At 74.2% G+C, this 12,398-nt stretch carries 12 protein-coding genes; 7 read left to right on the plus strand and 5 right to left on the minus strand.

The genetic code is table 11. The annotated features are described in order from the left end of the window. Positions 1-73 precede the first annotated feature (73 nt). On the minus strand, positions 74-1,567 hold the full coding sequence (locus ACFU7Y_RS27580; protein ID WP_224285171.1) for a PP2C family protein-serine/threonine phosphatase: 1,494 nt from the start codon (positions 1,565-1,567) through the stop codon (positions 74-76). 235 nt (positions 1,568-1,802) lie between these two features. Here ACFU7Y_RS27580 and ACFU7Y_RS27585 point away from each other — a divergent pair, with 235 nt between their 5' ends. Continuing rightward, positions 1,803-2,366 carry an O-acetyl-ADP-ribose deacetylase gene (locus tag ACFU7Y_RS27585; RefSeq protein ID WP_224285170.1) on the plus strand — a complete coding sequence of 188 codons (564 nt, stop codon included), beginning with the start codon at positions 1,803-1,805 and terminating at the stop codon, positions 2,364-2,366. A 230-nt stretch (positions 2,367-2,596) separates the two neighbouring features. Here the strand turns inward: ACFU7Y_RS27585 and ACFU7Y_RS27590 are convergent, their stop codons facing one another. Further along, the gene (locus tag ACFU7Y_RS27590) at positions 2,597-3,430 is read right to left on the minus strand and encodes a class I SAM-dependent methyltransferase (RefSeq protein WP_380770002.1); all 834 of its coding nucleotides are present in this window, start codon (positions 3,428-3,430) and stop codon (positions 2,597-2,599) included. A 216-nt stretch (positions 3,431-3,646) separates the two neighbouring features. Between ACFU7Y_RS27590 and mshA the strand changes: the two genes are divergently transcribed. Together mshA and ACFU7Y_RS27600 are read left to right on the plus strand one after the other, a co-directional pair. Next, positions 3,647-5,017 (plus strand): D-inositol-3-phosphate glycosyltransferase, encoded by a 1,371-nt coding sequence (mshA, locus tag ACFU7Y_RS27595; RefSeq protein WP_380770005.1) that lies wholly within the window; start codon positions 3,647-3,649, stop codon positions 5,015-5,017. A gap of 70 nt (positions 5,018-5,087) precedes the next feature. Next, positions 5,088-5,624, plus strand: a complete 537-nt coding sequence (locus tag ACFU7Y_RS27600; protein ID WP_224282649.1) for a YbjN domain-containing protein — start codon at positions 5,088-5,090, stop codon at positions 5,622-5,624. 9 nt (positions 5,625-5,633) lie between these two features. On the opposite strand, the gene ACFU7Y_RS27605 is transcribed toward ACFU7Y_RS27600, so the two are convergent. Further along, on the minus strand, positions 5,634-6,959 hold the full coding sequence (locus ACFU7Y_RS27605; protein WP_380770003.1) for an MDR family MFS transporter: 1,326 nt from the start codon (positions 6,957-6,959) through the stop codon (positions 5,634-5,636). 149 nt (positions 6,960-7,108) lie between these two features. Here ACFU7Y_RS27605 and ACFU7Y_RS27610 point away from each other — a divergent pair, with 149 nt between their 5' ends. Together ACFU7Y_RS27610 and ACFU7Y_RS27615 are read left to right on the plus strand one after the other, a co-directional pair. After that, positions 7,109-7,867, plus strand: a complete 759-nt coding sequence (locus tag ACFU7Y_RS27610; RefSeq protein ID WP_380770004.1) for a phosphoglyceromutase — start codon at positions 7,109-7,111, stop codon at positions 7,865-7,867. 277 nt (positions 7,868-8,144) lie between these two features. Next, positions 8,145-8,741 (plus strand): lytic polysaccharide monooxygenase, encoded by a 597-nt coding sequence (locus tag ACFU7Y_RS27615; protein WP_224282646.1) that lies wholly within the window; start codon positions 8,145-8,147, stop codon positions 8,739-8,741. A gap of 76 nt (positions 8,742-8,817) precedes the next feature. Here ACFU7Y_RS27615 and ACFU7Y_RS27620 read toward each other — a convergent pair whose 3' ends face one another. After that, positions 8,818-8,994: a hypothetical protein gene (locus ACFU7Y_RS27620; RefSeq protein WP_224282645.1), complete on the minus strand. Its 177-nt coding sequence runs from the start codon at positions 8,992-8,994 to the stop codon at positions 8,818-8,820. A gap of 266 nt (positions 8,995-9,260) precedes the next feature. Continuing rightward, a complete protein-coding gene (phoU, locus tag ACFU7Y_RS27625; RefSeq protein WP_224282644.1) occupies positions 9,261-9,950 on the minus strand; it encodes a phosphate signaling complex protein PhoU in 690 nt (229 codons plus the stop codon). A 306-nt stretch (positions 9,951-10,256) separates the two neighbouring features. On the opposite strand from phoU, the gene ACFU7Y_RS27630 reads away from it, so the two are divergent. After that, positions 10,257-11,654, plus strand: a complete 1,398-nt coding sequence (locus ACFU7Y_RS27630) for a cell wall metabolism sensor histidine kinase WalK (RefSeq protein WP_224282643.1) — start codon at positions 10,257-10,259, stop codon at positions 11,652-11,654. Positions 11,655-11,656: 2 nt separating this feature from the next. Then, a complete protein-coding gene (locus ACFU7Y_RS27635; RefSeq protein ID WP_031069385.1) occupies positions 11,657-12,352 on the plus strand; it encodes a response regulator transcription factor in 696 nt (231 codons plus the stop codon). Positions 12,353-12,398 lie beyond the last annotated feature (46 nt).

Below are 12,398 nucleotides of genomic sequence, written 5' to 3' on the forward strand. Positions count from 1 at the left end.
GGAGTTCACCCACCCGGGCCGCCGCGTTGTCCGCCCGCCCGCGTGCTCGCCGACGTATTCGCCCGTGCGTCCGTCAGCCCAGGATCAGCTGCACCGGGTTGCGCTCCAGCAGCAGCACCGCGACGTCGTCGGTCAGCGCGCCGCCGTTCAGCTCCTCGACCTCGGCGATGGCGCTGTCGACCAGCCGCCCCCGGGTCAGCCCGGCGGCCTGGTGGTCGCCGACCAGGTCCGCGAGCCCGTCCTGGCCCAGCCGGCGCGACCCGGCCCCGACCCGGCCCTCGATCAGTCCGTCGGTGTAGAGCAACAGCCGCCAGCCGGCCGGAAGTTCGACCTCGTGGGCGGGCCAGGCGGCCTGCCCGTCGTGGCACGGCAACAGGCCGAGCGCGGGCCCGGCGAGGTCGGCGGGCAGGGTGATCGGCCCGTGGTCCCGGCCGAGCAGCAGCGGCGCCGGGTGCCCGGCGAGGTAGAGCCGGGCCCGCTCGCCGGTGCCGGGCGAGTCGCGGCCGCTGTCGGCGGCGGGCTCGATGACCAGCATGCAGAGCGTCGCGAAGATCTCGTCGCTGCGCCGCTCGTGCTCCAGCACGTGCTGGAGGGTGGTGAGCAGGGCCTCGCCGGTGAGGCCCGCGAAGACCAGGGTGCGCCACGCTATCCGGAGCGCGACACCGAGCGCGGCCTCGTCCGGGCCGTGGCCGCAGACGTCGCCGATCACGACGTGGACGGTGCCGTCGTCGGTGCGCACGGCGTCGTAGAAGTCGCCGCCGAGCAGTGCGCGGCGGCGGCCGGGGCGGTAGCGCCGGGTGAAGGAGAGCCCGGCGCCGTCGAGCAGCGGGGTGGGCAGCAGGTGGCGCTGGAGGCGGGCGTTCTCCTGGCCGCGCAACTCCGCCTCGACCAGGCGGCGCTGGGACTCGTCGGCGCGCTTGCGCTCGACGGCGTAGCGCAGGGCGCGGGCGAGCAACGGGCCGTCCGTCTCGTGCTTCAGCAGGAAGTCCTGGGCGCCGGCCGCGACGGCGGCCGCACCGAGTTCGGCTCCGGCGGCGTCGGTGAGCACGACGACCGGGGTGTGCGGGGCCCGGCGGAGCAGCTCGTGCAGGCCTTCCAGCCCGTCCGAGGAGTCGGACGGGTGCGGCAGGTCGGCGGGCGCGGCGAGGTCGAGCAGCACGCAGCCGAACTCGGGGGTGCGGGAACGCCCGCGCCGGGCCCAGGGCGCGGGCGGGGCGAGCAGTTCGGTGGCCTGGTCCAGCCCACGGGCCCAGTGGATCTCGATCGAGGCGCCGCTGTCGGCCGCCGCGGCCTTGATCAGCTGGGCGTCCGAGGCGTCGTCCTCGATGACCAGCAGCCGCAGCGGCGCGTCGTCGGCCGGCCCGTCCGCCCCCGCAGGGCCTCCCGGCTCGGAGATGTGGGACGGGTGGGAGGCGTGCGCGGCCCGCGAGCGGGGGTGGGGTATCGGGGGAGCCGCCGTGGCCGGTCCGGTCGTGGCGCGGTTGCGGGCATGACCGACGGGGGCGCCGCCATGGGCGCCCGCCAGGTCCGCGGCACCAGGTGCCCGCCCGTCTCCCGTTGCGGGCATCGGTGGTTCCTCCCTTTCCCTGACTGCGTAACGGTCGGCGTCCGTCCGCAGTGCCCGCCTGGCACCGCGCGTCGGGGAACTTCTCGCGACCATAACGTGATCTCCGGGGATTTCTCTGGCCGACCGGCGCCGTTGTGGTTATTGCCACGCCGGTGGCGGTGTGGTGACTGGACTCGGACGACGACTCGGTTCCCGTCCCGGCGGCGGCCGGGCGGCCCGGGGGAGGGAGCTGGAGATGGTGGCACGGATCACCCTGGTGGAGGGTGACATCACGGAACAGCCGGTGGACGCGGTGGTGAACGCCGCCAACTCGTCCTTGCTGGGCGGTGGCGGGGTGGACGGCGCGATCCACCGCAGGGGCGGGCCGCAGATCCTGGAGGAGTGCCGCCGGCTGCGGGCCTCGCACTGGGGCAAGGGGCTCCCCACCGGTCGGGCGGTGGCGACGACGGCCGGGCGGCTGCCGGCCCGGTGGGTGGTGCACACCGTCGGGCCGGTGTACCGGGCGGAGGAGTACGAGGAGCGGGCGGAGCTGCTGGCCTCCTGCTATCGCGAGTCGCTGCGCACCGCGGCGGCGCTCGGCGCGCGCACGGTGGCCTTCCCGGCCGTGTCGGCCGGGATCTACGGCTGGCCGCCGGCGGACGCGGCCCGGATCGCGCTCGGCACCGTCGCGGAGGTGCTGGACGGTGGTGACGCGGAGGCGGGGGCGGAGCTGGCGGAGGTGCGGTTCGTGCTGTTCGGGTCGGAGATGTACGAGGTGTTCGAACGGGTCCGGCGGGAGCTGTCCGAGCAGGACGGCTGACGGCGGGCTGGGCGTGGTGCCGACCGGGCGGCGTGTGGTGGCGCCGCTCGGCCGGGTCCATCGTGGCGTGCCGAGGCGTCAACACGCCAGAGATATTCGATAACTCGTTCGAGTGAATGCGTCGGGTCGCTCACCAGCTCCCGCGTGCACCGGCGGCCGTGCGCTCCCTGCCCGCCGGCGCCGCGCAGGCCGCCACCCGGCGCTGCCGGGCCCCACCGCCCCCGCGACGGCTACGGCGCGAGCGCCGACCAGGGCACCGTGACCTCGCCCTGCCGCCACCGCCCGCGCGCGTCCACCAGCGGCCAGCTGCCCGCCATCGCCGTGCAGGCCGCCACCCAGCGCTGCCGGGCCCCGAACGCCCCGTACGGCGCGGCCGCCGCCCAGGCCCGGTCGAACTCGGTCAGGAAGGTGTGCACCGGCCGCCCCGGCACGTTGTGGTGGATCAGCGCCTTCGGTAGCCGCTCGGCCAGGTCGGAGGGCTGGCCCAGGCCGCCCAGCCGGGCCGCGAAGGTCACCGTCCGGGGTCCCTCCGGGCCGAGCGCGACCCAGACGTGCCGCCGCCCGATCTCGTCGCAGGTGCCCTCGACCAGCAGCCCGTCCGGGGCGAGCCGTGCGCACAGCCGCTCCCACACGCCGGCCACCGCCGACTCGTCGTACTGCCGCAGCACGTTGGCGGCCCGGATCAGCTGGGCCGGCGCGCCGCCGTCCAGCGGCACCTCGAAGCCCCCGCGCCGGAAGGTGAGCAGCGGCGGCTCGGCGTACGGCACCGCGGCGGCGACCCGCTCCGGCTCGATCTCGATCCCGACCACCCGGACGTCCGGCCGCACCGTGCGCAGCCGCCCGGCCAGCTCGACGGCGGTCCACGGCGCGGCGCCGTAGCCGAGGTCCACCGCGACCGGCGGGCGCTCGGCGCCGCGCAGCGCCCGGCCGAGGGTGTGGGCGATCCAGCGGTCCATCCGGCGCAGCCGGTTGGTGTTGGTGGTGCCCCGGGTGACCGTCCCGACCGGGCGCCCGGTCCGTCCGCGGGCGGGCGCGGCGGTTGCGGGGTCGAAGGAGGCAGCCATGCCCAGAAGGGTAGTCGGGCCGCCGGCGGAACCGTGCTGACCTGGGGCGATGGCGACCGCTCCGGCCGGTGGGACGGGGCGGGAATGCCGGACGCGGTTCGTGTGGTTGGCACACTGGCGGTGATGTGTGCCCGGACGGGGCAGCGCACACCGGACAACGGGCGGCCCGGTGCGGACCGCCTCGACGGGCCGCACAGAGGAGGCTTCAGCCAGGTGATCCAGCACCCCGTCCGTTCGGTACGCCGTGCCCAGCCCGCCGCCCCCGCACGCGGCCGGCTCCAGTCGCTCGTCCCCGGCCGCCGCCGCCCGCGCCGGATAGCGATGCTGAGCGTCCACACCTCGCCGCTGCACCAGCCCGGCACCGGGGACGCCGGCGGGATGAACGTCTACATCGTCGAGCTGGCCAAGCGCTTGGCCGAGCTCAACATCGAGGTCGAGGTGTTCACCCGGTCGATCTGCTCGGACGACGCGCCGACGGTCGAGCTGGCCCCGGGCGTACTGGTCCGCCACGTCACCGCCGGGCCGTACGAGGGTCTGGTCAAGGAGGACCTGCCGGCCCAGCTGTGCGCCTTCACCCACGGGGTGCTGCGGACGGAGGCGGGCCACCGCCCCGGCCACTACGACCTGGTGCACTCGCACTACTGGCTCTCCGGGCAGGTCGGCTGGCTGGCCGCGCAGCGCTGGGGGGTGCCGCTGGTGCACACCATGCACACCATGGCGAAGGTCAAGAACGCCGCGCTGGCCGAGGGTGACACGCCCGAGCCCGCGGCCCGGGTGATCGGGGAGACCCAGGTGGTGGAGGCGGCCGACCGGCTGATCGCCAACACCACCGAGGAGGCCGCCGAGCTGGCGCTGCACTACGCCGCCCGGCCGGACCAGCTGGCCGTCGTCCACCCCGGGGTCAACCTGGACGTCTTCCGTCCCGGCGGGCCGGGGACGCCCGCCGCCGCGCGGGCCCGGCTGGGCCTGCCGCAGGACGCCGCGGTGCTGCTGTTCGCCGGCCGGATCCAGCCGCTGAAGGCCCCGGACGTGCTGCTGCGGGCGGTCGCCGCGTTGCTGGGGCGCCGCCCGGAGCTGCGCGAGCGCCTGGTGGTGCCGGTGGTCGGCGGGCCCTCCGGCACCGGGCTGGCCCGGCCGGAGAGCCTGCACAAGCTCGCCGCCCAGCTGGGCATCTGCGATGTGGTGCGGTTCCACCCGCCGGTCGGCCAGCCGCAGCTCGCGGACTGGTACCGGGCGGCGACGGCGCTGGCGATGCCCTCGTACAGCGAGTCCTTCGGGCTGGTCGCGCTGGAGGCGCAGGCCTGCGGCACCCCGGTGGTGGCGGCCGCGGTCGGCGGTCTGCCGGTCGCGGTGCGGGACGGCGAGACCGGCACCCTGGTGTCCGGCCACGACCCGCTGGAGTGGTCGTACGCACTGGAGCCCTACATCACCGACCGGGGCCTGGCGGCCCGGCGCGGCGAGGCGGCGGCCCGGCACGCGTCCGGCTTCGGCTGGGACACCGCCGCGGCGACCACCGCCGAGGTGTACGCCGGCAGCATGGCCCGCCCGGCCGGCCGACTGGCCGCGGCCCGTCGGCGGCTGGCCTGAGGCTGCGCCCGCCCGGTATCGGCCGACCTGAGGCTGCGCCCGCCCGGTACCGGCGAGTAACGTCACCCTCATGGCAATCCGCACCAAGGACGAGGCCCTGACCCTCCTGCGCACCGCCCTGGACGACGCCGGGGTGGCCTGGGAGCCGGCCGCCGCCGACCCGTACACGCTGGTGGCGGCCCTCCCGGGCACCCGGAAGCTGAGCACCGCCTGCGCCCTGCGGGTCGGCGACCACACCCTGTCGGTGAACGCCTTCGTGATCCGCCGTCCGGACGAGAACCACGAGGCCGTCTACCGCTGGCTGCTGGAGCGCAACACCAGGCTGTACGGCGTCGGGTACGCGGTCGACGCGCTCGGCGACGTCTACCTGGCGGGCCGGCTGCCGCTGGAGGCGCTCACCCCGCAGGTCGTGGACCGGCTGCTCGGGACGGTGCTGGAGAACGCGGACGAGCCGTTCGACACCCTGCTGGAGCTGGGCTTCGCCACGGCGATCCGGCGCGAGTGGGAGTGGCGGACCAAGCGCGGGGAGTCCACCCGCAACCTGGCCGCCTTCGCCCACCTGGCCGCGCCGCAGACCCCGCAGGCGGACGCCCCGGACGCCGGCTGACCCGTCCGGTCAGGCGCCCGCCGGAGCCTTCCCGGCCTGCTCCACCGCGGGCGCCGGGACCTCCGCCGCGGGCGCCGGGACTTCTGTCACCGCGGGCCGGCGACGCCCCGCCGCACCGGTGCGGCGGGCCAGCACGACGTACCCGAGCGCGGTGACCGTCCCGACCGCTCCGCAGGCCGTCCAGAGCACGGCCGGCCCGGCGTGCTGGAGCAGCAGCCCGCCGCCCGCCGGGCCGAGGAACGAAGCGAGCGACCAGGAGAGGCTGTGCACGCCCTGGTAGCGGCCGCGCCCGTGGGTCGGCGCCAGCTCGGCGACCAGGCCCATCATCACCGGCGTGTTGAGGATCTCGCCGACCGTCCAGACCGCCACCGAGAGCGCGAACAGCCAGGCCGAGGACCCGGCCAGCGCGGCCAGCCCGAAGCCCCAGCCGGTGAGCAGGCAGCTGGTGATCAGCAGTCCGGTCCGCGAGCGGCCCTCCATCCACCGGGTGAGCGGGATCTGGAGGACCACGATCAGCAGCCCGTTCAGGCCGATGACCAGGCCGTACTCGCTGGAGGTGATGCCGGAGGCGCCCATGTCCACGGCCAGCGTGGTGCTGCCCTGCTGGAAGACCAGCGCGAGCAGCAGGGTCAGCCCGACCAGCGCCATGAAGGGGGCGTCCCGGAACACCGACAGCAGGCTGACCTGTGGTTCGGCGGAGCCCGCCGCCTGGTCGGGGGAGGCCTGCGGCCTGGTCTCCGGAATCCGGACGAAGATCACCACCGCGCAGACCACGGTGGTGAGCGCGTCCAGCAGGAAGAGCGTGAGGTAGCCGTGGGTGGCGATCAGGCCGGCCACGGCGGCGGAGAGGCCGAAGCCGATGTTGATCGCCCAGTAGTTCAGCGAGTACGCGCGGACCCGGTCCTCGGCCGGCACCAGGTCGGCGATGATCGCCGAGGTGGGCGGGCGGGTGGCGTTGTTGCACAGGCCCACCAGGAAGGCCACCGCGGCGATCGCCACCTGGCCGTCCGCGAAACCGAGCACGGCGGTGAACAGCGCGGTGCCGAGCTGGGCGGCGACCAGCGTGGGCCGGCGCCCGATCCGGTCGGCCAGCACGCCCGCGAGGATCGCCGCGACGGCCGAACCCAGGCCGAACAGCGAGGCCACCAGGCCCGCGTAGGAGGCCGAGTACCCCCGGTCGACCGTCAAGTACAGTGCCAGGAAGGTGACCACGAACGCGCCGAGCTTGTTCACCAGCGTGCTCACCCAGAGCCACCAGAACTGCCGCGGCAGCCCGCCCACCGTCTCGTGCACGAGTCTTCGGAGCCGGGGGTTGGCGGCCAGGGCGACGAGCATGTGGGGGCTCCCGGGGGTGGGCGTCCGCCGAGCGGTGCGGCAGGCCCGGTCAGCCGACGCATGTAAGTGTCAGATGCGTGCAGCACACATTACACATCGGTCGAAGGTCCCCACCAGGGGTTTTTCGACCCCCCACTAAGCTGGGGGCCATGGCTGACACGACGTACCGACTCATCCTGCTCCGCCACGGCGAGAGCCAGTGGAACCAGAAGAACCTGTTCACCGGTTGGGTCGATGTCGACCTCAACGAGAAGGGCGAGAAGGAGGCCGCCCGCGGTGGCGAGCTCCTGGCCGCCGAGGGTCTGCTCCCCGACGTGGTGCACACTTCGCTGCTGCGCCGCGCCATCCGCACCTCCCAGATCGCCCTGGACAAGGCCGACCGGCACTGGATCCCGGTCAACCGCAGCTGGCGGCTGAACGAGCGCCACTACGGCGCGCTGCAGGGCAAGGACAAGGCCCAGACCCTGGCCGAGTTCGGCGAGGAGCAGTTCCAGCTGTGGCGCCGCTCGTACGACACCCCGCCGCCGGTGCTGGCCGACGACGCCGAGTACTCGCAGGCCGCCGACCCGCGCTACGCCGAGATCCCGAGCGAGCTGCGTCCGCGCACCGAGTGCCTGAAGGACGTCGTCGAGCGGATACTCCCGTACTGGTACGACGCCATCGTCCCGGACCTCGCCGCCGGCCGGACCGTCCTGGTCACCGCCCACGGCAACAGCCTGCGTGCGCTGGTCAAGCACCTCGACGGCGTCTCCGACGAGGCCATCGCCGGCCTGAACATCCCGACCGGCATCCCGCTGGTGTACGAGCTGGACGCCGACTTCAAGCCCGTCGCCAAGGGCGGCCGCTACCTCGACCCGGACGCCGCCGCGGCCGCCATCGAGGCGGTCAAGAACCAGGGCAAGAAGTAGCCCACCTGGCGAAACGGCCCCGCCGCCCCGGCAGACCGGGCGGCGGGGTCTTCGTTCGTTCCGGTCGCTTCGGGGTCAACCCGCCTGTCCAACACGAGAGTTGGGCAGGTGGCGACAAAATGGTTCAGACCATTGACGGCCTAGGTGGCGACTCCTACCGTGAGGGCACCGGACTGGCGCAGGCATGCCAGGATCTCCCCGTCCGGGCCGCCGCACCCCCACGCGCGCGCGTCTGCGCCCCCGGCGCACACTCCATCCACCCCCACGGAGGAGCACCATGCGCACACGCCACATCGTCGCGGCGGTCGCCGCCGCGCTGGCGATCCCGCTGACCCTCGCCTCCCCGGCCTCGTCCCACGGCTGGATCTCGACCCCGCCCAGCAGAGCCGCGCTCTGCGACGTGCACACGAGCGCCGTCCCCTGGGACTGCGGTGACATCCAGTGGGAGCCGCAGAGCGTCGAGGGCCCCAAGGGCTTCCCGTCCCTCGGCCCCTCGGACGGCACCATCTGCGCCGGCGGCAACTCGCGCTTCGCCGAGCTGGACGACCCGCACGGGGGCGCCTGGCCGACCACGCCGGTGACGGCGGGCCGGTCGCTCACCTTCACCTGGACGTTCACCGCCCGGCACGCGACCACCGACTTCCGGTACTACATGACCAAGCCGGGCTACGACGCGAGCCGGCCGGTCACCCGGGCCGACCTGGACCTGACGCCCTTCCTGACCGTCCCGTACGGCGGGAAGCAGGTGCCGAGCACGCTCAGCCACACCGCGACCGTGCCGAGCGGGCGCACCGGACACCAGGTGGTCGTCGCGGTCTGGACGATCTCCGACACCGGGAACGCCTTCTACTCCTGCTCCGACGTCCGGTTCTGAGGCCCGCGGGAACGGACGAGGTGCACGGCCGCCGGTGGGCCGTGCACCTCGGGGGACACCTCGGGCGGCGGACCGCTCAGTGGCCGCAGCAGCCGCCGTCGGCGCCGCCGCACTGGCAGGGGGCGCCGGACTGGCAGCCGCAGCCGCAGCCGGGGCCGCAGCCGCAGCCGGCCGCGAGGACGGGAAGCAGCTTCGGGGCGAGTGGCTCGACGGTGTCGTGGGCGGTTGCCGGTCGGGTCGGGTTGGCCTTCATCGAGCTTCCCTCCTAGTGACGGGCACAGTCCTGTGCCCCCGATGTCGAGTGAAACCGCCGGACGGAGGGGGCGTCAACGGGCGCGCAGTGGTGGGGCGCACGGAAGACCGTGCGCCCGCACCACCCTCGTCCCAGGTTTACTCGCCGCCCCTCGGGGGAGCCGTGAGCAGCTGTGCCGTGAGCCGCAACGCCGGGGCCGGCAGGGCCCGCGCCCGGCATTGCTCGCACTCGGCCGGGCCCGCGCCCGGCCGGGCCCGTACCGGCGGTCAGTCGACCGGCGCGGCCTCGGCGGCCTCGGTGGCGGCCACGAACTCGGCCACGTGCTCGCCCGTCACCAGGTACACCACGCGCTTGGCGACCGACACCGCGTGGTCCGCGAAACGCTCGTAGTAGCGGCCGACCAGGGTGATGTCGACGGCGGTCTCGATGCCGTGGTGCCAGCGCTCGTCGATCAGGTGCGACAGCAGCTCGCGGTGCAGGGTGTCGATCGCGTCGTCGTCCTGCTCCATCTCCAGCGCCTTGTCGACGTCCTTGGTGGCGATGACCAGGCCGGCCTTGGCCACCAGGCGCTGGGCGAGCTGGCCCATCTCCAGGACGGTGGAGTGCAGGTCGCGCGGCACGGCGGTGTCGGGGTAGCGCATCCGCGCGACCTTGGCGACGTGCCGGGCGAGGTCGCCGCAGCGCTCCAGGTCGGCGCTCATCCGCAGCGAGGTGACGACGATGCGCAGGTCGGTGGCGACCGGCTGCTGGCGGGCCAGCAGGTCGATGGCCCGGTTCTCCAGCTCGTGGTGCAGCTCGTTGATCTTCTCGTCGGCGGCGATCACGCTCTCCGCCAGCGCCAGGTCCGCGTCGAGGAGGGCGGTGGTGGCGCGGCCCAGGGCAGAGCCGACGAGCCGGGCCATCTCGACCAGGCTGTCGCCGATCGCATCGAGTTCCTCGTGGTACGCGTCGCGCATGTTCTCTCCTCAGTAGCTGTGTCGGTGGCGGTGCCGACCGGCCGGCCCGTCCGACCGTCGTTCCGGTGTCCGGGTGACCGCTGCTGGTGGCGCGCATCGTACGCGCACACCCGAGCCGGTGGCCGCTGTTGGGCACACCGATCTCTCCCACACGGGCTGCCTGGCCAACTTTCCGCCGTCAGGGCGACGATGCACGGCCGCTACGGTGAATCGGCAGCTACCTGAAGGTGAATTCTCGGCAACGCGTGGTCGATGCCTTGATCCAGCGCTTGGGGACTGCCCTGGCCGTGCGCTTACGCTGGCCACATGGACGTGAACGTGGCCGCCGCCGCTGCCTGTGCCATAGCCGGGCTCGGCGTCGGCCTCACCGCCTCCATCGCCTTCCGCTGGAGTGAGCGCGAGCAGGCCAAGGGCAAGTACAGCGGAACCGGCGGCAGGAACCACGGCCGGTACCAGTCGCTGGGCACCGGCAACCCCGAGCCGCCGCTGCCGCCGGGGGTCGACACCGTGCTCTCCGTGCTCCGCTCCTGCGCGATCGTGCTGGGCGAGGGCGACGAGGTGGTCAAGGCCAGCTCGGCGGCGTACGCGATGGGCCTGGTGCGCGGCGGCGCCGTCGCCGTGGACCAGATGCTGGCACTGGCCCGCTCCACCCGCCGGGACGGCGAGATCCGCCAGGTCGAGCTGGAGGTGCCCCGGCCGGGCGCGGCCCGCGCGACGGAGCCGCTCGCGGTCTCGGTCCGGGTGGCCCCGCTGGGCTCCCGGCTGGTGCTGGTGCTGGTCGAGGACCAGACCGAGCGGCGCCGGGTGGAGGCCGTCCGCCGGGACTTCGTGGCCAACGTCAGCCACGAGCTCAAGACCCCGGTCGGCGCCCTGTCGCTGCTCTCCGAGGCCGTCGCCGACGCGTCCGACGACCCGGAGGCGGTGCAGCGCTTCGCCGGCCGGATGCAGGTCGAGGCGACCCGGCTGGCCAGCCTGGTCCAGGAGATCATCGACCTCTCCCGGGTCCAGGACGACCGGCTCATGGTCGACCCGGAGCCGGTCGCGGTGGACGAGCTGATCGCCGAGGCGATCGACCGCTGCCGCCAGCAGGCCGCCGCCAAGCAGATCCTGATCGCGGCGGGCGGCATTGCCGGCCTCTACCTGCACGGCAACCGCGGCCAGCTCGCCGCCGCGCTCGGCAACCTGGTCGAGAACGCCGTCAACTACAGCCCGCCCCGTACCCGGGTGGCCATCGCCACCCGCCGCATCTCCAGCGCCGCGGCGCTCGGGGAGGCGGACGGCGAGCTCATCGAGATCTCGGTCACCGACCAGGGCATCGGTATCTCCGAGAAGGACCGCGAGCGGGTCTTCGAGCGGTTCTACCGTGTCGACCCCGCCCGCTCCCGGGCGACCGGTGGCACCGGCCTGGGCCTGTCCATCGTCAAGCACGTCGCGGCCTCGCACGGCGGCACCGTCTCGGTGTGGAGCGTCGAGGGCCAGGGTTCGACCTTCACCATCCGCCTGCCCGCCGGACAGGCACCCGCGCAGGACGAGCCCCACGACGCGTTCGACGACGAGCCGGACCACGTGCCGGCCGGCGGCCCCGCCGGACCCGCCGCCGCACCCCGAACCCTCACCACGGACCGTACGGACCGTTCGCTCCCCGCCGGGGAGCGGGAACAACATCTGTCAGACACAACCCCCCAGCTTGCCCCGGAGGCCTGATCGTGACCCGAGTACTGGTGGTCGAGGACGAGGAGTCGTTCAGCGACGCCCTCTCGTACATGCTCCGCAAGGAGGGCTTCGAGGTGGCCGTCGCCGCCACCGGCCCCGACGCCCTGGAGCAGTTCGAACGCAACGGTGCCGACCTCGTCCTGCTCGACCTGATGCTGCCGGGCCTGCCGGGCACCGAGGTCTGCCGCCAGCTCCGGGTGCGCTCCAACGTCCCGGTGATCATGGTGACCGCCAAGGACAGCGAGATCGACAAGGTCGTCGGTCTGGAGATAGGCGCTGACGACTACGTCACGAAGCCGTACTCCACCCGCGAGCTGGTCGCGCGGATCCGCGCGGTGCTGCGCCGCCGCGGCGAGGACGGCGGCGCGGGCGACAACGGTGGCGGCCCGGGCGCCCTGGAGGCGGGCCCGGTCCGGATGGACGTGGACCGCCACGTGGTGACCGTGGACGGCGCCAAGGTCGACCTGCCGCTCAAGGAGTTCGACCTGCTGGAGATGCTGCTGCGCAACGCGGGCCGGGTGCTCACCCGGATGCAGCTGATCGACCGGGTGTGGGGCGCGGACTACGTCGGCGACACCAAGACCCTGGACGTCCACGTGAAGCGCCTGCGGGCCAAGATCGAGCCGGACCCGGGCGCGCCGCGCTACCTGGTCACCGTCCGCGGCCTGGGCTACAAGTTCGAGCCGTAAACCGTCCCGACCACGCGGAAGGCCCCCGCCGGCAGCAGCCGGAGGG

The sequence above is a fragment of the Kitasatospora sp. NPDC057542 genome (genome assembly GCF_042801945.1).
Classification (GTDB): domain Bacteria; phylum Actinomycetota; class Actinomycetes; order Streptomycetales; family Streptomycetaceae; genus Kitasatospora.